The organism is uncultured Sneathiella sp., from assembly GCF_963976355.1.
In the GTDB taxonomy this organism is placed as follows: Bacteria; Pseudomonadota; Alphaproteobacteria; order Sneathiellales; family Sneathiellaceae; genus Sneathiella.
Genome location: NZ_CAXBKA010000002.1, coordinates 15,018 through 34,570 on the forward strand (window position 1 = coordinate 15,018; position 19,553 = coordinate 34,570).

A 19,553-nucleotide genomic window follows, 5' to 3' on the forward strand; every position below is an offset into this window, starting at 1 on the left:
CCTATTGCGCGGTCATCTTAAGCGAGCCGTCGAGATATTCATTCGTATAGGATTCCGCCGGATCGAACGGTTTCTCCATGCCAAAATAGGTTTCAATCAGATCGTAGGTGCCCTGGATCCGTTCCCCGTCGAAGAAGCCCAGCCCATCCGTTGTCGTAGTGTTGTCAGCCATCAGGTCCTTGACCCGGGTCCATTGATCATACATGGCTTTCTCATCAAGGCCGCTGGCCGCGGCCATCAGGGCTTCAACGCATGGCTTCGGGTCTTCGACACAAGCGCTGTAGGCGCGCTGGGTGACCGAGACAAAAGTCGCGACGGCCTCGGGATTTTCCTTCATATAGGCGGTATTGACGATAAAGGAGTTGCCATAGGGGTTGATGCCATACTCGCTCCAGCGGAGATGTGCCAGATCATCCCCAAAGGCGGCAACCTTCGCATCATGTCCGTTATAGAACTCACTGATGATATCAACCCGGTCGGCGGCGAGAGACGGGTTCTTCGCAGGAGGCGCGAGATTGACGAAGCTCACCGATCCCTGTTCAAGGCCGACGGCCTTCTCAAAAGCCGGCCAGAGAACGCGCGCGGCATCTCCCGGAGGGTTGCCGAGTGTATGACCGGCAAAATCCTTCGGCCCCTTCATGCCCGAGGATTTTTTCCAGTAGAGAGTAAGCGGCGAGTTCGCATAGAGGACCATGATGGCAGTCAAGTCCGCGCCCTTCGATTTGGCGACAAATGCCGTGCCCAGCTCGGCGATGCCGAATTCCGATGCGCCGGTACCGACTGTCTGCGCGGCGAGGCCGGAGCCTTTACCACTATTCGCCGTCAGGTCGAGACCGGCATCGGCATACCAGCCCTGTTCAATGGCGTAATATATGGGGGCGTGGTCGGCACCCGGCGTCCAGTTCAGGATCAGGTTTGCCTCCGCTGCACAACCGGCAGTAGCGGACATGCCCATAAGCGCTGCGCCAGCAATACATGTTTTTAAAAGTTTCTTCATCGCTCTCTCCTGTTGTAGAAATGCTTAACGGGTACGGCTAAACAGTCTCAGGCGGCCACGGGCACTCAAATACAGTCGCTGTGGTCAAATTAAGTTGTCAGATCGTGCAATAATGTTATCTATGTCATAATGGAAGTCAATATATATCCAACTGTTTGGTTGATTTAGAGGGAAGATGGCCAAAGTATCAGCGGCTCAGGCAGAAGCGTTGGCGGAAGACGAGAAGGTGACGAAGAGGCGTGTGCCGGGCGCGACACGCAAGAAACTGCTGGCGGCCGGGCGCAAGGAGTTTGCCAACCGCGGCCTTGAGGGCGCGCGTGTGGATGAAATCGCAAAGCGCGCGGGCGTGAACAAGCAGCTCGTCTATCATCACTTTGGCAACAAGGATGAGCTGTACCGGCATGTTCTTGAAAGTATCTATCTTGAAATCCGCAAGCGGGAGCAGGGGCTGAAGCTCGATACCTTGCCACCGCTTAAGGCTATACAGAAGCTTGTTGAATTTTCTTTCGACTACACCGCAAAAAACCGGGACTTCACGGCGATGCTCATTGATGAGAATGTGCATAAAGGCCGTCATATGAAGGATATCAAGGACCTTGAGATTTTGCATTCACCGCTGATATCAGCAATTGAACGGATATTGAAAAGGGGGGAGAAGGAAGGTGTGTTTCGCAGCGACCTCGATCCCGAGCAGCTTTATATGTCCATCGCGGGCCTCGGCTTTTTCTATTTCAGCAATATCTACACGCTGTCGGCGATCTTCGGACATAAGTTGGATACGCAAGACAAAATTTCCGAGCGAAAGGCGCATGTTATCAGGCTGATAACCGACGCCGTGGTTCGATAAACGAGGAGTAAAACAAGGCTGTCTGGAAATGTTTGAGAGCCACATTTCCATTATTGACAGCCGATATTCATCCATTTAATAATCAACCAACTGTTTGGATGATTATTGCTTGATCTGGGTAGGGGATGCGAATGGGCGAGGCAAGTGCGAAATCGAATCCTGATAACGAGATGTCGGTCCAGCGACGCCCGACCGGCTGGTTTGCCAGACACTGGCCGCAATTCATTACCAATCTGCCGCGATATTCCGTTGTTGCATTTGTCCATATCATGGTTGTTGTCCTGTGGTACGCGGTGACGGCAACTGGTCTTGTGCATAAGCTGATCCTGCCCTCCCCGGGGGAGACTTTCGCGACGCTTACCCAACCGCAATATCAGTGGCTGGAAAATACCATGATCACCGCATGGGAGATATTTGCCGGATACTGCCTGGCGGTAGTTGTCGGCGTGCTGCTGGCGTTATTGTTCTCCTGGTTCCGGAGCTTGCAGACGACATTGTTTCCCCTGTTCGTCACCTTTAGCATGATCCCGAAAATTGCCCTTGGGCCGCTTCTCATCGTCTGGTTTGGCTATGGCATCGGAACGAATGTGTTCTTTGCTTTTATTCTGTCGTTCTTCCCGATCCTGATTACCTCCGGGCGTGGCCTGCGAGAGGTGGAGCCGGACCTGCTGGACCTTGTACGGGCGCTGAAAGGCACTCGTTGGCAGATTTTCCGGAAAATCCAGCTTCCGGGCGCAATGCCCTATATCTTCTCCTCCATGAAAGTCGGCGCTATTCTGGCGCTTGCCGGGGCGATTGTCGGGGAGTTTGTGGCATCAAGTCAGGGTCTCGGTTATCTGATGATCCAGGTGCAATCGACGCTGGATACTGCGGCGATGTTCATGGCGGTCATCCTGCTGAGCGTTCTGGGCATTGGCCTGTTCAGCTTTGTCACTTTGCTTGAGAGTATTTTCGTGCCGAAAGATGCGCGTCTGGAAGGTCAGTCGTGAGTTCGGATGCCGACATGACGGCAGAGCTTGCCTTCAAATCCGCCCATGATCTTTCCCACGCATATCACAGCGGGGGGCTGTCACCGGTTGATGTAACGGAAAATCTGTTTGCACGGTTGGAGCAGCTGGAGCCTGTGCTTAATGCTTTTTGCGTGCTGGATCGGGATGCGGCACTGGAAGCGGCGAGGGCATCCGAACGCCGATGGAAGGCGGGCCAACCCTTAAGCGCCATTGACGGTATTCCGGTTTCCGTCAAGGACATTATCCTGACAAAGGGCTGGCCTACATTGCGCGGATCGCTGACGATCAGCCCGGATCAGCCATGGGATGTCGATGGACCCGCTGTCGCGAGGCTGCGCGAGGCAGGCGCCGTCATATTCGGCAAGACGACAACGCCGGAGTTTGCCTCGAAACCGGTGACCAACAGCGCACTGACCGGCATTACCCGCAATCCATGGAACCCGGCACTCACACCCGGTGGTTCCAGTGGCGGAGCCGCTGCCGCCGTTGCCTCCGGGCTCGGGCCGCTTGCGCTTGCAACGGATGCGGGCGGGTCCATTCGAATTCCGGCGAGCCTGTGCGGCGTTTTCGGGCATAAACCGAGTGGCGGCCGCGTACCGATGTTTCCGCCGACACCCTATGCGAGCCTGGCGGGCTTCGGACCGATCACACGAAATGTGACAGATGCGGCGATGATGCTGAGCGTGATCTCCCGTCCGGATACGCGCGATTTCGGTGCCTTGCCCTATGATCCGGTCGCCTATGAGGAGAGGCTGGACGATCGTGATTTATCTGCCTTGCGTATCGCTTATAGCCCGACCATGGGCTATGCGGAAGTTGACCCAGAACTTGAAGCTGTTGTCAGGCGTGCCATCGATAAACTTGCGGCCAATGGCGCCAATATCGACATTGTCGATAAGGTTATGGAGAGTCCTATTGAAGCTATGGAGCGGCTCAAGAAGGGCTTTGCCGACTATGCGTTTCGTCATCTCGGACCTGAGGCCATGGCAAAGGTGGACCCGATGATCGCCGCGGAGATTGAGGCGTCGCGCGGGGCTGATCTGGCCAAGCATTTTGATGCGGAAATGGAGCGGGCCGAGCTGCACCGGCAGATGGCTGAATTCCACAAGACATACGATATCTTGCTCACACCGGTGATTTCGGCGCAGGCTTTCCCGGCTGAACAGGACGCGCCCGAAGGCGGCGGGCGGTATGACTGGATACCTTTTACCTCCCCGTTCAATATGACACGCCAGCCCGCGGCGAGTATCCCATGCGGATTTGCCACCAGCGGCATGCCCATCGGGATGCATATCGTCGGGCCGCAGTTTGCCGATTTGGCGGTCCTGCAGGCCGCGCGGCAGTTTGAGAAAATTCTGCCCTGGGAGGATATCAAACCGCAGTATGGAAAACAGGATGCTGCTATATCATGACATCCGTTGACGCGCTCACTTTTGATGATCTGACGCCTGATGATATGGAGGCGGTTCTCAGTCTTTCGGGGGAGGCGGGCTGGACACAGGTCGCGGATGACTGGCGATTGATGATGGGGCTCGGCTATTGCGCCGGGTTTCGCGATCCCTCGGGTGTTCCGATTGCCTCCGGTGTCGCCCTGCCGATGGATGACCGGTACGGCTGGATCAGTATGATCCTGGTGACTAAGAGCTGGCAGAGAAAAGGGCTGGCCACGAAGCTGGTCGATAAATGCTGCGACTGGCTGGAAGAGAGAGGGATTACGCCGCTGCTGGATGCCACGCCGGCCGGCCGTACCGTATATTCCCAGATGGGCTTTCACGATCTGCTCGGCATTTCCCGATGGCGGCGTGAAGGTGGCGTGTCTGGCGGAAAGGCGATGGCGTCTCCTGCACAGGCGGAGGCATTGACCTGGATAGCATACTATGACGCGAAGGTGTTCGGGGCGTATCGTCCCTCTATCCTCGGCGATTTGATGACGCGCGGCCCGGCATTTGTTGCCGATCATGAGGCGGGGTTTCTCCTTGGCCGGGAAGGGCGGGGTGTCACGCAACTCGGACCGGTGTCGGCGAATGATGAAGCGGCGGCAAAAAACCTGCTCGATACAGCCATTGCCTCGATCTCCGGCACGATAACCATCGATGCCTTTGACGCGCAGGAGGGGTTTGCGTCGCATCTGATGGCCTGCGGGTTCACGGTTCAACGTGGCTTCACGCGGATGATACGCGGGACTGTCAGAACGATGGGCGATCCTGCCTTGGCCTATGCCGCCGCCGGGCCTGAACTTGGGTGATTGAACTGAAAGTTGGAAAATAATGTCTGCGAACACGATAATTAATCTTTCCGGTATCAAGAAAATCTATCGCACCAGGGAAAAAGAGACGATTGCCGTTTCCGACGTCAGCATGGAGATCAACGCCGGGGACTTCATCTCTCTGGTCGGACCCTCCGGATGCGGGAAGTCGACGATCCTGAAAATCATCGCGGATCTGATCCCGGTTGAGGCGGGAACCATCGAAATCGGCAATGCGGAGCGCCCGATAGACCGAAGCCGTGACATCGGTATGGTGTTTCAGCAGGCGCTGTTGCTGAAATGGCGGAAAATTATGGATAATGTTTTGCTGCCTGCCGAAATACTCGGCCTTCCCATGAAGGAATCCCGGGATCGGGCAAAAGACCTGCTTGGAATGGTCGGTCTCAGGGGTTTTGAGGAAGTCTACCCCTATGAGCTGTCCGGCGGGATGCAGCAGCGGGCGGCCATTGCCCGCTCCCTTGTGCATGATCCTGAAATCGTTCTGATGGATGAGCCGTTTGGCGCGCTGGATGCGCTGACGCGGGAGAAGATGAATACGGAACTTCACCAGATCTGGCGGAAGTCGGGCAAGACAGTCCTTTTCGTGACCCACAGCATTCAGGAGGCGGTCTTCCTCGGCACCCATTGCGCCGTATTGACGGCTGGACCTGCGCGCATGGCCTCCTATTTCCCGATCGAGCTTGGGGTGCCGCGGCACCTTTCCATGGTCACTGAACCCGAATTTGGCACCTATACTCGCAAGATTTACGACCTGCTGGGCGTCGACTAAAACGCGCCCTGTTCACTCCTGAACGGCGATATGTATCGCCGGTATTTAGGTCGATACTCATAGGCTTTGCTCTTATGAAATTTGCTGCGGGTCAGCGGGCAGGAACAGGTATCTGTACTGCAAATTTATCCGTTTTCTTCTTTATATCTGAATAGAATCGGTTTCCGAAAATCGGAAAAATTGGCTAAATTCTGCGGAATTATTTCCATTTTAGCGCCCTATTATTTTTGGCGACATAATTGCAAAATATATTGTTGACAATATTATCGGCAATACATATCGTTTTTAGAACAGGGAATAAATCAAAAAACAAAGACGTTATGAACAGCAGAAATGTCACCAAATTACCGGGCATAGAATCGCCCCTCAAACCGGCGGTTTCCGATACGGACCGGCTGGTGGATGAGCTGCGTCGGCGCATTGTCAATAATCAGATGCCACCTGGCTCCCGCATTCGTGAAAATGAACTGGCGGAAGAGTTTAGTGTTTCCCGTTCCCGCGTTCGCGATGCGTTCGGCATACTGGAGGAGCGTGGCCTGATCGAGCGGATTCCGAACAAGGGTGCCGTTGTCATGCGGCTGGAGGCAGACAGCTTTCTGGAGCTGTTCGATGTTCGCGAAGTGCTGGAAGGCCTGATGGTCCGGCTGGCGACACAGAATGCCGAGCCTGAGTATTGGGACGGCCTGATAGAGCTGTTCGGGGACGATCTGGAGAAGGCCGTCGCCGAAAATGACTTCAACGCCTATATGGCGGCCATCGCGGAATTTCGCCAGAGCTGTATCGATGCCGCTGGCAGCGGTACGCTCCGGGGATTGCTGGACGATATCTATGACCGGGTGCTGAGCATGACGCGGCGGCTGATGCTGGTGCCGGGCCGCGCCAGCGAAGGGTTTCGCCAGCATCAGGAAATTTTGCAGGCCATGCGCTCCGGTGATGCGGAGCGGGCGGAGGATTTGAAGCGCAAGAATATTCGCAGCGCCCGGCAATGGTTCCTCAAATACAACGATTTTCTCCTGTGAGAGCGGTCCGGTGATGACAGCAGATGACAATAATAAAAGGAATGGTGCGGGTCCGCTTAAGGGGCTGCGTGTCATTGAGCTGGGCTCTACTGTCGCCGGACCCTTTTGCGCAAGACTGATGGCTGACTTTGGCGCGGATGTGATCAAGGTGGAGCAGCCGGAAGGCGATGCCGTGCGCTCCATGGGAACACGTCGCGAGGGGCGGTCGCTCTATGGGGCATCCATCTTCCGGAATAAGCGGCTCGTGTCCATTAATATGCGGCAGGAGGAAGGGCGGGAACTTGTGCGGCGTTTATGTCTGGGCGCGGATATTGTGGTCGAGAATTTTCGACCCGGCACGCTGGAGCGCTGGGGGCTAGGGTATGATGATCTCAAGGAAGAGAACCCGGGTCTGATTCTTGTCCGGATCAGCGGCTTTGGCCAGTCCGGCCCCTACAGCAACCGGAGTGGCTATGGCGTGGTGGGCGAGGCTGTCAGCGGCCTTCGCGAGATTACGGGTGATCCCGACCGGCCACCGCCACGAGTGGCCACATCGCTCACCGATTACATTACTGGCCTCTATGGTGCTTTTGGCGCGATGATGGCGGTCGTGGAACGTCACAATACCGGCCTCGGTCAGGTGGTGGATGCGGCTCTCTATGAATCCGCTTTCAGTTTTATGGAGCCGCATGTCCCGGCATTTCAGCAGCTTGGCAAGATTGCAGCGCGGGCCGGATCGCGGCTTCCCGGCAATACGCCGAACTCGATATATCCGACGCTGGACAATCGCTTTGTCGTGATTGCGGCCGCGTCCGATCCGGTTTTCTATCGGCTCGCCGAGGTTATCGGCAAGCCGGAACTTGCGGAGGATTCGAAATTCAGGACGGCCGTTGCCCGCGCCGAAAATGAAGATGACTGTGACCGCCTTATCAGCGACTGGACGCGGACAAAATCTGTCGAGCAGATAGAGGAAGAACTTCTGGCGGCAAATGTCCCGGCGGCCCGTATCTACAAAATGGATGACATATTTGATGATCCGCATTTTCAGGCGCGGGAGATGCTCGTCCATGCGACGGATCCGGCACTCGGCGATGTGGCCGTCGCTGGCGTAGTGCCGAAGCTCTCCGGCACGCCGGGTGCGATATGGCGCGCCGGAGCACAGTGCGGGGAGGATACATATGATGTCCTCGAGAGCGAGCTGCACCTCTCCCGTGCGGAGATTGATCAGCTGGAGAGGAACGCGACGGTAAAAAGCGCTGCGCCATCAGTTGGCCATGAAAAAGAACAAGAAGAAAAGTCAGTTGGAGCAAGTGAATGAGCGAGGACGTCGTCCCGGAAACCCTCGAAGACCGCCTGAATCTTCTGCGTGAGCGGGAAGATGCAGCGCGGCAGATGGGGGGCAAGGAGAAAATAGCGCGGCGCGAGGCGGCCGGGGTTATGAATGCCCGCAGCCGGATAGACGCGCTTCTCGATCCGGAGAGCTTTTCGGAAAACGGTCTCCTCGGTGTGTCTACTGTCTTTGATGAAGACCGGGAGAAGACACCGGCGGACGGCAAGGTTGCCGGGTTTGGCCTGATTGATGACCGTATGGTCGGCGTGATCTCCAATGACTTCACGGTCAAGGGGGCCTCCTCCAGCATGACCAATATGAAGAAGATCGGTCATATCAAGCGGACGGCGACCGATCGCGGCTTTCCACTTGTTTTCCTTGGGGAATCTTCCGGCGCCCGGATGCCGGACAATATGGGATCGGAAGGCATGGGAACCATGCTCGGCAATGATCCGCATCAATATGCGCGGGAGCGTGAAACCCCTTGGGCCTCCGCGGTGCTTGGCCAGTGTTTTGGCTCCTCCGCCTGGTACTCCTGTCTTGCCGATTTTACGGTCATGCGCAAAGGCGCCGTTTTCGCGGTGGCAAGCCCGGCGCTCGCTTCCCTAGCCATCGGACAGAAGGTCGAACCGGAAGATCTCGGCGGCTGGAAGCTTCACAGCGAAGAAACCGGCATGGTGGATCGCGTCGTCGATACGGACGAGGAGGCTCTCGCCGAAATCCGGAAGTTCCTGTCTTACATGCCGTCTCACAATGGTGAAACGCCGCCCCTCGCGCCGGTCCCGGAGGGGAGCGATGAGGAAGCGGAGAAGATTGCGAAGATCCTACCGGACAGCCGCAAGCGTGGCTATGACGTACGCAAGATCATTAATTGCATTGTCGATCTGGAGAGCTTTTTCGAATTCAAGCCGCGCTTCGGGCGGACGGCCGTAACCGGTCTTGGCCGTCTGGATGGCGGGGTTATCGGTGTCGTTGCCAACAACCCGATGGCGAAGGCCGGGGCGCTGGATGTCGACGGCTGCGAAAAGGTCACGCGCTTTCTGGTGATGTGCGACTCCTTCAATATTCCGATCGTCATGCTGGTGGACACACCAGGTTTCGTGATTGGCATCGAGGGTGAGAAAAAGAAGGCGCCAGGCAAGATCATGAATTTCATGACGGCCTTGCAAATGTGCACGGTCCCCAAGCTTTCCGTAATCATGCGCAAGAGCTACGGGCAGGCATATCTCAATATGGGGGGCGGTCGGAATTCCGATTCCGTTGCCGTCTGGCCGACTGCCGAAGTCAGCTTCATGGATCCGCAATATGCCACCGAGGTTGTCACTTGGGGACGCGAGGTCAGTGAGAGTGAAAAGCAGAGCATCCGGGATGAGATGGAGCGGAACAGCACCTATCTCGGCCTTGCGCAGATTTTCGCGGCACAGAGCGTTATCGCCCCGCAGGACACCAGAAGGTATCTCATTGAAGAGCTCAAGATCCAGCAGTTGAGACGCAGTCGCGGGATCGGCCGCCATAAACTGGCCAACTGGCCGACAACCTTTTAAACGCCGCAAATTGGAGAAACTTGTATGACGATTACGAATGTTGCTTCCGAGGTAATTGGCTCGGTCTGGAAAGTGGAGATGAAAGTGGGCGATGCGGTGAAAGCCGGCGACACCATCATGATTCTGGAATCGATGAAAATGGAAATCCCGGTCGAGGCGCCGGTCGACGGCACGCTCGCCGAGCTGAAAGTGCAACCCGAAGAATCGGTGGATGAGGATCAGGTGCTATGCACGATCGAGAGTTGAAAACCGACAATAGCAGCGCCGGTGAGGGCGCAGACGCTGGAAGTGCCATAAATGAGGAACTTCGGTTTCGTCGCCTTTCTGCCCTTGAAATGGGTGGCCCGGCGGCAATCGAGCGGCAGCACTCCAACGGCCGACTGACGGTTCGTGAACGCTTTGCCAAGCTGATTGACGAAGAAAGCCTTCGTGAGATCGGAACACTCGGCGGTTCCGGTGAATATGACGAGAACAACAAGCTGGTGCGGGTTACACCGGCACCCTATGTGGCCGGGATGGCGCGCGTGAATGGCCGTCCCGTCGCTATCGGTGGTGAGGATTTCACCGTTCGCGGCGGAACGACTTTTGGCGCGGCGCGGCGCAAGGGCGGGCAGGGCGGTTTTATCGAAGACCTCGCCCATTACTATAAAATTCCTCTGGTCAACCTCATTGACGGGGCCGGGGGAACGGTGACTTCGGCCAAGAAGCGCGGCTATGTTGCGTTTCCGGGCGTTCACGGCTTTGAACGTTCGGTTCAGCTTCTCGGGGAAGTCCCTGTCGTCTCCGCTGTGTTGGGAACTGCGGCCGGGGGGCCGGCGGGACGCGCAATTCTATCGCATTTCTCGGTCATGGTGCGCGGGACGAGTCAGGTTTTCGCTGCGGGCCCGCCCGTTGTGAAGCGATCCCTGGGGCGCGATATCACCAAGGAGGAACTTGGCGGCGCGGCGGTGGCCGTTGACAAGGCCGGGACAATCCATAACGCGGTTGACTCGGAGGAGGAGGCGTTTGATCAGATCCGTCGTTTCCTCAGCTTCATGCCGCAGAATGTTTGGGAGTTGCCGCCTGTCCTGCCATGCGACGATCCGGTCGATCGCTGCGAGACGAAGCTCCGGGATATCGTCCCTGAAAAGAGGACGCAACCCTACAGCATGCATGACCTTATCGACCTCATTGTCGACAAGGGATCATCCTTTGAAATTCAGCCGACGAACGGAAAATCGGTCATAACCTCCCTCGCACGGCTGGATGGCCGCCCGGTCGGCGTCATTGCGAATAATCCGAAAATCTATTCCGGTGCGATGGATGCCGCTTCGGCCCATAAGCAGATCCATTTTATGGAGCTGTGCGATACATTCCATATACCGCTGGTCTTCCTTGTCGATGTGCCCGGGTTCATGGTGGGTCTTAAAGCGGAGCAGGAAGCGACCTTGCGCGAGGGAATGCGCGCTGTTTACGTGGCCGGTCAGCTGACCGTGCCAACACTCACGGTGGTGATCCGGAAATGCTATGGCATGGCCGGGATGGCCACCTGCAACAAGAACGACATCGATCTGAAAATAAGCTGGCCGACGGGAGAATGGGGTTCCTTGCCGGTGGAAGGGGGCGTTGCCGCCGCATTCCGCCGCGACATCGAGAGCGCTGAAGACCCCAAAGCCAGAGAACAGGAACTGGAAGCGGAACTGAGAGCCTATGCCTCGCCGTTCCGGACAGCAGAAGCGTTTGCGGTCGAGGAAATTATCGACCCGAGTGAAACCCGCCCGATCCTTTGCGAGTTTATTGCGCTCGCGGAAGGTCGTCTCAGGGCCAATCTCGGCCCGAAAGGAAAGGCGGGAGTATCACCCTGACGGGTGCCATGCCGGTGACGGCGGAAACGACATTGCCGAAAGCGGATTCAATTCTTCTAACAGGGAAGGAAATAATAATGAAACTACGTAACAGTCTCGCGGCCATTTGCGCCGTCTTTATGGTAGCCGGGGGCGCACAAGCAGCCGACCGGATTGCGTTTGGTACCACGGCACTTAAATCAGTTCATTACACCTATGCCGCTGCGGCGGCCAAGGCGATTAACGAGAAATCGGGCGAGGCCGTCGATATTACGGTTATTTCGACCGGCGGCGCCGTTGATAACCTCAAGCGGATCGGACAGGGCCAGATTAACATGGGCCTTGGCACATATGCCACGATCTATCAGGCCTATAAGGGCATCGGGAAGTTCGACGGCAATGCCATGCCGAACCTCCGCGGTCTCTGGGTACATGCGCCGGCCCTCCAGGCCTGGGTTGTGCGTGAGGATTCCGGTATCAAGTCCATCTCCGATCTGGCGGGTAAGGAATTCACGCCCGGTCAGCGGGGCTCCGCAACCGAGCAGCTGGCGATCCAGATGCTGGAGGCGGTTGACGTGAAACCGGAACTCTACCGGGCCAGCCTCGCGGATGCGGTGGCTGCGGTGAAGGACAACCGTTCGAACGGCTACGTCAAAGCCGGCGGTACGGCCGTTCTTGATGGTACGACCCTTGAACTGATGGCCTTCACGCCCATTCGCCTTCTCGGGTTCACGGATGAAGAGGTAGCAAAGGTCAAGGAAAAATTCCCCTTCATCAACTTCCAGAAATACAAGGACAATGAAGTGGAAAACTTTCCGGCCTTTACGTCTCCGGTCCAGGTTATCGGCCAGTTTGCCCTTTCGGACAGCCTGACGGATGAACAGGTGATCGCCATCCTTGAAGGTGTTGTCGATAACCCCGGACCGCAGGTCGCGGCGTTTCCTTCGTTCGGCAAGCTGGATGTGATGCAGGACTCTCTGAACCTGATTACCATTCCCCTTCATAGCGGTGCGGTGAAGTTCTACCGCTCGCGTGGATTGGACGTGCCCGAACGGCTTATCCCGCCGGAAATGAAGTAAGAAGGCGAGCGTTGCAGAAGTCGGTCCGGTGCGTGCAGCGCATCGGGCCTCTCCGCAGCGCCAGGTGAAAAGCGGGCGTATCAGACGCGCCTTCTTTCGACAATCAGCTCAAAAAAACACGGCAGGGATAAGGCAGATGAGCATGGGAGACGTGCTAAAAGACGAAGACGAGGAACGCGGGCTTGACGCATTGCCCCGGCTTTACCGCCCTGTCATGTGGGCTCTATGTATGGCCCTTGTCCTGTTCCAGCTTTATACCGCCGGTTTCGGGCAATTACCCCCGCTATCGCAACGGGCCGTCCATGTCGGATTTGGGCTCGCCATTGTCTTCCTCGGTTTCGTGCGGTTTTATGGCACGTCCGGGGGCGGATATAAGTTTGCCCGCATCATAGATATCATTTTTGCGGTTCTGGCTGTTGCGACGACAGTCTATATCCTGACGCAGGAAGCCAGAATCACGGAATCTTTCATTCTCACTGTCCGGCCGGTCGAACTTGTCTTCGGCTCCATACTGACAGTGATTTTACTTGTCGCTGCTTGGCGGACCACCGGTCCAGCGCTTCCCGTTCTGGCGATTGTCATGCTGCTTTATACGATGTTCGGGCAGTATATTCCCGGAACATGGGGGCATCCGGGTTTTGACTTTGTCTATCTGATAGAGCATCTGTATCTCGGGACCGAGGGGATATGGGGAACCGTCACGGGCCTTTCCGCCAACCTCATTGCCATATTCATCATTTTCGGCGCCTTCCTGATGGCAACAGGCGCGGCGCAGACATTCATGGATATGGCGCTGATCGCCGCCGGGCGGTTTCCGGGCGGTGCGGCCAAGGTCGCGACGGTGTCAAGTGCGCTTTTCGGCATGCTGAACGGCGCCGCCGTCGCCAATGTCGCCAGCACGGGTGCGTTTACCATTCCCGCCATGAAACGACTGGGTTACAAGTCGAAATTTGCCGGTGCGGTTGAAGCGACGGCCTCCTCCGGCGGGCAGATTACGCCACCGATCATGGGGGCCGGTGCCTTCGTCATGGCAGAGCTATTGTCAGTTCCCTATCTAGATATTGTTTATGCCGCAATTATTCCGGCGTTTCTGTTCTATGCCTGCGTCTGGATGTCGATTGACGTCGAGGCCCGCCGCGAGAATATGCGCTCCTTTGATGAAAAGGATATCCCGACGAAAGAGGAAGTTCTGGCGCCGGGGAGGATTGGTCCGCTCGTCATCACTCTGGGGGTGCTGCTGACAAGCATGTTCTCGGGAAATACACCGACGCTGGCGGCGTTCTATGCAATCTGCACGAATGTCGGGCTGTATCTGCTGATCGGCCTGTTCGGTGGCAACGATCTGAAGGAGAGATTTGCGAAACTGCAAAAGGCGGTTGTCTCCGCCGCGTTCGGCATTACAGGTATCCTTGCCTTGCTGGTGACGGCGCAGGTCGCCCTCTCTCTCATCGGGTTGACCGGTTCCGGGATCAAGCTGTCGGAGACGATCGTCAATATCGGGGACGGCCAGATTTTCATCGGTGTCGTTTTGTCCATGCTGGTGGCGCTGGTTCTGGGCATGGGAATGCCGACGACTGCGGCCTATCTGCTGGCGGCGGCGGTTGCTGCACCCGCGTTGATCACTCTCGGCATCGACCCGCTTATTGCGCATTTCGTCGTCTTCTATTCCGCTTTGCTGTCGGCGCTGACACCTCCCGTCTGCACGGCGGTGTTCACGGCGGCGGTGATCGCGAAAACAGACTGGTGGTCCGTCTCCATTGTCTCGATACGGCTTGCCCTGATGAAATATGTGATGCCGCTCTTTTTTGTGTTCCGGCCAGCTGTCCTGCTGGAGGCGGGGACCGTTGAAATCGTCTGGTCACTCGTCATGGGGCTCATTGCCTCCATGCTGATGGCAATTGGCGGCGGGCGGTTCTATCGACAGCGGATATCCCTTCCCGTAGCCATCTTTCTGGTTGCTGTCGGGGCGGTTGTGGCGGCAAATCAATGGTGGCTGGACGTCGCTGCGATCCTTGTTCTGGCAACGGTTGTCATCACGCAGCGGCGCGCTGTATGGTTAGACAGGAAAGCCCAGACGGAATAACCTTCGGGTCCGCTCGGTTCGGTCACAATAATCAGGGTCAGGTTCCTGAAAAAGCAATAACAAGTGAAAGAAGATCATGAAAGCCGTTGAGAAATTACTGATTGCCAATCGCGGTGAGATTGCCTGCCGTATCATCCGGAGCTGTCAGGAAATGGGGATTCCCACTATCGCTGTCCATTCTGAAGCGGACAAGGAGGCACTGCATGTCAGGATAGCGGATGAGGCCTATGAAATCGGCCCCGCACCGGTGAAAGAGAGTTATCTCAATATCAATGCAATCTTAAGCGTAATGAAGACAAGCGGTGCAAATACGGTTCATCCGGGATATGGCCTGCTCTCGGAAAATGCGCGATTCGCGCGGGCAGTGCAGGATGCCGGGCATATCTGGATCGGCCCGGCGCCCGAGACGATTGACACCATGGGCGATAAGGAGCGTGCGCGGGAACTGGCTATCAGTCTTGAGGTTCCGGTCCTGCCGGGCAGCGGCCGGTTCCGGCCTGGCGATGATGGAGATTTGTCTGAGATAGCCGAAACGATTGGATATCCCCTGTTGGTAAAGGCGGCGGCAGGCGGCGGCGGCATCGGAATGCGTGCTGTCAACGCGCCGGAAAAGCTGGCGGCACAAATCGAGACGACGCAAAATCTGGCTGAACGCACTTTTGGTGATTCTTCGATTTTCCTGGAGAGATATGTCGCCAACGCCCGTCATGTCGAAATGCAGGTGTTCGGCTTCGGAAACGGGGAGGGGATTCACCTTTTCGATCGCGATTGCACCATTCAGCGGCGGTTCCAGAAAATCATTGAAGAAGCCCCCGCGCCGAAGCTGCCGGACGGGGTTCGCGAGCGGATGCAGGAAGCGGCGCTGGTTCTGGTACGGCATCAGAAATACCTCGGAGCCGGAACGGTTGAATTTATCTATGACTGCGATCGTGAGGAATTCTATTTTCTGGAAATGAACACACGCATTCAGGTTGAACATGCGGTGACCGAAATGGTGACCGGAACCGATCTGGTGCGCTGCCAGATTGAGGCCGCGACCGGAAAGTATACCTCTGCCAGACAGGAGGATATCAGACTGACCGGGCATGCAATTGAATGCCGTATCTATGCGGAGCGGCCGGAGAAGAAATTCATGCCCTCGCCGGGAACCCTTGAAGTTCTTGCATTTCCACCAAATTCAGAGGATTTGCGGATTGATACAGGGGTCACGCAGGGCGACAAGATCACGCCTTACTATGATCCGATGATCGCGAAAGTCATTGCCTCCGGCAAGGACCGCACAGCCGCCATAGAGAGAATGCGCAAGGCCCTTCAGGAAACCAGAATCGAGGGTCTTGGCAATAATCGCGAATTCCTGCTTGAGGTCTTGTCAGACCCGGATTTCGAGAATGTCCAGATTACAACAAACTATATAGATAAGCTCTCCAAATAGACGGATTTTCACCTGAAACCTTGAGATCTTAATTTGAAATTCCGGCGGCGATTCGCGCCGGACGCCGCGCCGTGGCCCTTTTTTTGAAGCCTCCACAGACGTGCCCGGACGCCGTTATTTATATATTACAATATCATAATGTTAGGCAAAAAAGGGTTCTTGACAAGGCGCCTGCGTTGTCCATATCTTCCCTTTAAGTATCCAGCAGGTTACTTATTCCTTCAGGGAGATATAAAAATGAAACTCATCCTAACAACACTTGCCGCGCTGGCTTTGTTCGCAATACCAGCCAAAGCAGAAGACTATTCCTGGAAGCCTGAAAAGCCGGTTACAATTATTGTTCCGTGGTCGGCGGGTGGCTCCACTGACAGCGTGACACGCGTTCTTGCTGGCGAGCTTGAAGATGCTCTCGGCCAGACGGTCGTGATCGTCAACCAGCCGGGTGCCGCAGGTTCGGTCGGCACAACAAATGCCTGGCAGGCAGAACATGACGGCCTGACATGGGCGGCCGGCGCCGCGATTGATGCGGGCGCCTATCAGGTTCTCGGCATGCTCGACGTTCCGGCAACGGATTGGCAGATGTATCTGCATATCGCCAATGTGGCGGTTGTCGGCGCGAACCCGGATGCGGGGTATGGAGATTTTGGCGACATGCTTGCCGCGATGAAGGACGATCCCGACAGCGTAACGGTGGCGACCGCCGGTGTTACCTCCGGTGGCCATAACGCGATGGAATCAATTGCCCAGACAGCTGGCGGCAAATACCGGCATGTCAGCTATGATGGCGGCAAGCCGGCCGTTCTCTCGACGGTATCCGGTGAAACCAAAGTCACGACACAGCTTGCGTCCGAGCAGGCCGAAATGATCCGTGCGGGTCGCCTGAAGCCGCTTGCGGTGCTGGCGGACAAGCCGCTGGTCATTGAAGGCTACGGTGAAATTCCGTCGATCAAGCAGTGGATTCCGGACATCAAGACTGCCAATAACTATTTCGGTATCTGGACGCCCAAGGACGTTCCGGCGAACGTAATCGAGACCATGAACGCCATCTGGGCGGACAAGATCGCCAATTCAAAGGCACTGGCCGACTATGCAGCTAACCGGGGTGCAATCCTCGATCCGTCTTCTGGTGAGGCGGCTCAGGCAGCAATTAAGCCGGCCCTGACGCAAAACGTCTTCCTGCTCTTTGATGGCGGCAAGACAGAAAATGATCCGACCAAATACGGTTTCACGCGTCCATAACGCATGAACCTCTCACAGCGCCCTTGACGCATAATGCGTCAAGGGTACGTTATCTTTCGTCCGATCACCGCTGTCGGGACCGGGATCAGGAAAGCTAATTCATGGACGGCTTGATTTCATTTGCCAACTCTGTGGCCGCGATTCTTACGAGTTGGTCCGCCATTGATGTCATCTGGGCGACCTTACTTGGCATCATCGTTGGCATGCTGCCAGGATTGACGGCAACGCTCGGCGTGGCACTCCTGACCACCTTGACCTTCAAGATGGAGGCTGATCAGGCCATCCTCATCCTGATCTGCATGTATGTCGGCGCGATTTACGGCGGTAGCCGCAGCGCCATTCTCCTCAATATTCCGGGAACACCGGCAAATGCGGCAACGGCACTGGACGGATTTCCGCTGGCGCGCGCGGGAAAGGCGGGCACTGCCATGGCCATCGCCACGACGGGGTCGGTCTTCGGCGGGATGATCGGGATGGTCGCTCTTGCCGTTATTGCCCCGGTTCTGGCGGAATTCGCCTTGTCATTCGGCGCTTTCGAATTTTTCTGGCTTGCCGTGTTTGGCGTTCTCATTTCCGGTCAGCTAACGTCGCTCGATGATCCGATCAAGGGCTGGGTCGCGGGCTTTCTGGGCCTGTTTATCGCAACGATTGGTCAGGAGGGCATCTATGCCGTCCCGCGATTTTCCTACGGATCGACAGATCTTTCAGGCGGTATTGGTCTGCTGCCCGCCATGGTCGGCGCCTTTGGCCTTGCGGAAATTCTCACCGTCATGCGCCATGAGGCCTATGAGGCGGTACGGGCGAAGACGGACAGCGTCTGGACCGGCATCAAGGATTCATACAAATATAAATTCACAGCCCTCCGCTCGGGCCTCATCGGGACGCTTATGGGCCTGATCCCGGGTGTTGGGGAGGATATGGGGTCCTGGGCTTCCTACGCGGCGGCGCGTCAGGCCTCCAAGAACAAGGAAGAATTCGGCAAAGGCTCCGTTGAAGGATTGCTGGCGGCAGAAACCGGCAACAACGCCGCCGTTCCGGGCGCTCTTATTCCGGTGTTGACTCTGGCGGTTCCGGGCTCGGCGCCAGCGGCCGTACTGCTTGCCGCGATGATTATTCACGGCATACGCCCCGGCCCGCTGATCATGATTGAATCGCCGGGCTTCGTTTATTCCGTCGTTGCCATGGTTTTCCTGGCAACCATCGCCATGGGGGTTCTTGGACTGCTCCTGACGCGGCCTCTGGTGCTCGTCCTGAAAGTAACGCGGGAGCGGTTGATGCCGATAATCTTCGTGCTCTGCACGGTTGGCGCCTTTGCGATCGCGAGTCGGACCTTCGATGTCTGGATCATGTTGTTCTTCGGCGTTTTCGGCTTCATCCTCCGCGAACTTAAATATCCGATGGCGCCGCTTATCCTCGGCATTGTGCTCGGGGATATTCTGGACAAGAGCTTGCGCCGTGGCCTTGTTCTGTCCGACGGTGATCTGTCCCAGTTCTTCGACCGGCCGATCAGCATGGTGCTATGGATGTCGGCGCTGCTGTTCATCGTGCTGACGATGCCTTCGATCCGGCAGTTTCTGGGCGGCATCTTCAAGCGGAAAAGAGAAGGGGGGGCGTCATGAGTTCCCCGGCCATGAACAAGGCGGATTTCATTTCCTCGATCATTCTGACGCTGTTCGGGATTGGCATCGTTGTCGAAAGTTTGCGGCTGCCGCGGCTTGAGAATCTGGATATCAATGCCTATACGGTGCCTGGGATTGTTCCCGGGTTCCTCGGGTTGTTCCTGACGATTGCGGGCCTGTTTATCCTTATCCGTTCGATCCGGCGCGGAGGATACAGGCTGAGCTCAAGCAGCGGCCAGATAGCCGGCTGGCTGGGCTCCGCGATGGTAAAGAGAACGGCCGTTACCGTTGCCATTACAATGGCCTACGCAATTTTGCTGTTCCCGCATGTGCCGTTCTGGCTCGCGACGCCGGTGTTTATTTTCGCCTTTGTCGTCGCGACGGAAGCGATGAAATATGGCCGATTGCCCGATCCGGTACGGCTGCTGACGGCGCTTGTACTGGCAGTCGTCGCCGGCCTCGTCATTAATTATGTTTTTCAGGACCTGTTTTTCGTCCGTCTGCCGGGAGGCTGATA

The 19,553-nt window shown here is 56.6% G+C and carries 17 protein-coding genes; 16 read left to right on the plus strand and 1 reads right to left on the minus strand.

The genetic code is table 11. The features are described 5' to 3' along the window. Position 1: 1 nt before the first annotated feature. Positions 2 to 997 carry an ABC transporter substrate-binding protein gene (locus AAC599_RS03785; RefSeq protein ID WP_340149073.1) on the minus strand — a complete coding sequence of 332 codons (996 nt, stop codon included), beginning with the start codon at positions 995 to 997 and terminating at the stop codon, positions 2 to 4. A 175-nt stretch (positions 998 to 1,172) separates the two neighbouring features. Between AAC599_RS03785 and AAC599_RS03790 the strand changes: the two genes are divergently transcribed. From AAC599_RS03790 to AAC599_RS03865, 16 genes are all read left to right on the plus strand, one after another. Continuing rightward, entirely contained in the window at positions 1,173 to 1,844 is a 672-nt protein-coding gene (locus tag AAC599_RS03790) for a TetR/AcrR family transcriptional regulator (protein WP_340149074.1), read from the plus strand. Positions 1,845 to 1,975: 131 nt separating this feature from the next. Then, positions 1,976 to 2,833, plus strand: coding sequence for an ABC transporter permease (locus AAC599_RS03795; RefSeq protein WP_340149075.1), 858 nt, complete (start codon positions 1,976 to 1,978; stop codon positions 2,831 to 2,833). Continuing rightward, positions 2,830 to 4,266 carry an amidase gene (locus AAC599_RS03800; protein WP_340149076.1) on the plus strand — a complete coding sequence of 479 codons (1,437 nt, stop codon included), beginning with the start codon at positions 2,830 to 2,832 and terminating at the stop codon, positions 4,264 to 4,266. The genes AAC599_RS03795 and AAC599_RS03800 overlap by 4 nt, the downstream gene beginning before the upstream one ends. Then, positions 4,263 to 5,099 carry a GNAT family N-acetyltransferase gene (locus AAC599_RS03805; protein WP_340149077.1) on the plus strand — a complete coding sequence of 279 codons (837 nt, stop codon included), beginning with the start codon at positions 4,263 to 4,265 and terminating at the stop codon, positions 5,097 to 5,099. Before AAC599_RS03800 ends, AAC599_RS03805 begins: the two co-directional genes overlap by 4 nt. A gap of 22 nt (positions 5,100 to 5,121) precedes the next feature. Continuing rightward, the gene (locus tag AAC599_RS03810) at positions 5,122 to 5,889 is read left to right on the plus strand and encodes an ABC transporter ATP-binding protein (RefSeq protein ID WP_340149078.1); all 768 of its coding nucleotides are present in this window, start codon (positions 5,122 to 5,124) and stop codon (positions 5,887 to 5,889) included. 320 nt (positions 5,890 to 6,209) lie between these two features. Continuing rightward, entirely contained in the window at positions 6,210 to 6,908 is a 699-nt protein-coding gene (locus AAC599_RS03815; RefSeq protein WP_340149079.1) for a GntR family transcriptional regulator, read from the plus strand. 13 nt (positions 6,909 to 6,921) lie between these two features. After that, on the plus strand, positions 6,922 to 8,205 hold the full coding sequence (locus AAC599_RS03820; RefSeq protein WP_340149080.1) for a CoA transferase: 1,284 nt from the start codon (positions 6,922 to 6,924) through the stop codon (positions 8,203 to 8,205). Next, positions 8,202 to 9,761, plus strand: a complete 1,560-nt coding sequence (locus tag AAC599_RS03825) for a carboxyl transferase domain-containing protein (RefSeq protein ID WP_340149081.1) — start codon at positions 8,202 to 8,204, stop codon at positions 9,759 to 9,761. Before AAC599_RS03820 ends, AAC599_RS03825 begins: the two co-directional genes overlap by 4 nt. Before the next feature lie 24 nt (positions 9,762 to 9,785). Continuing rightward, positions 9,786 to 10,007, plus strand: coding sequence for an acetyl-CoA carboxylase biotin carboxyl carrier protein subunit (locus AAC599_RS03830; protein WP_340149082.1), 222 nt, complete (start codon positions 9,786 to 9,788; stop codon positions 10,005 to 10,007). After that, positions 9,989 to 11,605, plus strand: coding sequence for a carboxyl transferase domain-containing protein (locus tag AAC599_RS03835; protein ID WP_340149083.1), 1,617 nt, complete (start codon positions 9,989 to 9,991; stop codon positions 11,603 to 11,605). Before AAC599_RS03830 ends, AAC599_RS03835 begins: the two co-directional genes overlap by 19 nt. Before the next feature lie 77 nt (positions 11,606 to 11,682). Beyond that, positions 11,683 to 12,663, plus strand: a complete 981-nt coding sequence (locus AAC599_RS03840; protein WP_340149084.1) for a TAXI family TRAP transporter solute-binding subunit — start codon at positions 11,683 to 11,685, stop codon at positions 12,661 to 12,663. 136 nt (positions 12,664 to 12,799) lie between these two features. Beyond that, a complete protein-coding gene (locus AAC599_RS03845; protein ID WP_340149085.1) occupies positions 12,800 to 14,746 on the plus strand; it encodes a TRAP transporter fused permease subunit in 1,947 nt (648 codons plus the stop codon). 76 nt (positions 14,747 to 14,822) lie between these two features. Further along, a complete protein-coding gene (locus AAC599_RS03850) occupies positions 14,823 to 16,178 on the plus strand; it encodes a biotin carboxylase N-terminal domain-containing protein (protein WP_340149086.1) in 1,356 nt (451 codons plus the stop codon). Positions 16,179 to 16,415: 237 nt separating this feature from the next. Further along, positions 16,416 to 17,417, plus strand: a complete 1,002-nt coding sequence (locus tag AAC599_RS03855; RefSeq protein WP_340149087.1) for a tripartite tricarboxylate transporter substrate binding protein — start codon at positions 16,416 to 16,418, stop codon at positions 17,415 to 17,417. Positions 17,418 to 17,518: 101 nt separating this feature from the next. Continuing rightward, positions 17,519 to 19,036, plus strand: coding sequence for a tripartite tricarboxylate transporter permease (locus AAC599_RS03860; RefSeq protein ID WP_340149088.1), 1,518 nt, complete (start codon positions 17,519 to 17,521; stop codon positions 19,034 to 19,036). Then, positions 19,033 to 19,551 (plus strand): tripartite tricarboxylate transporter TctB family protein, encoded by a 519-nt coding sequence (locus tag AAC599_RS03865; protein ID WP_340149089.1) that lies wholly within the window; start codon positions 19,033 to 19,035, stop codon positions 19,549 to 19,551. The genes AAC599_RS03860 and AAC599_RS03865 overlap by 4 nt, the downstream gene beginning before the upstream one ends. Positions 19,552 to 19,553: the final 2 nt, after the last annotated feature.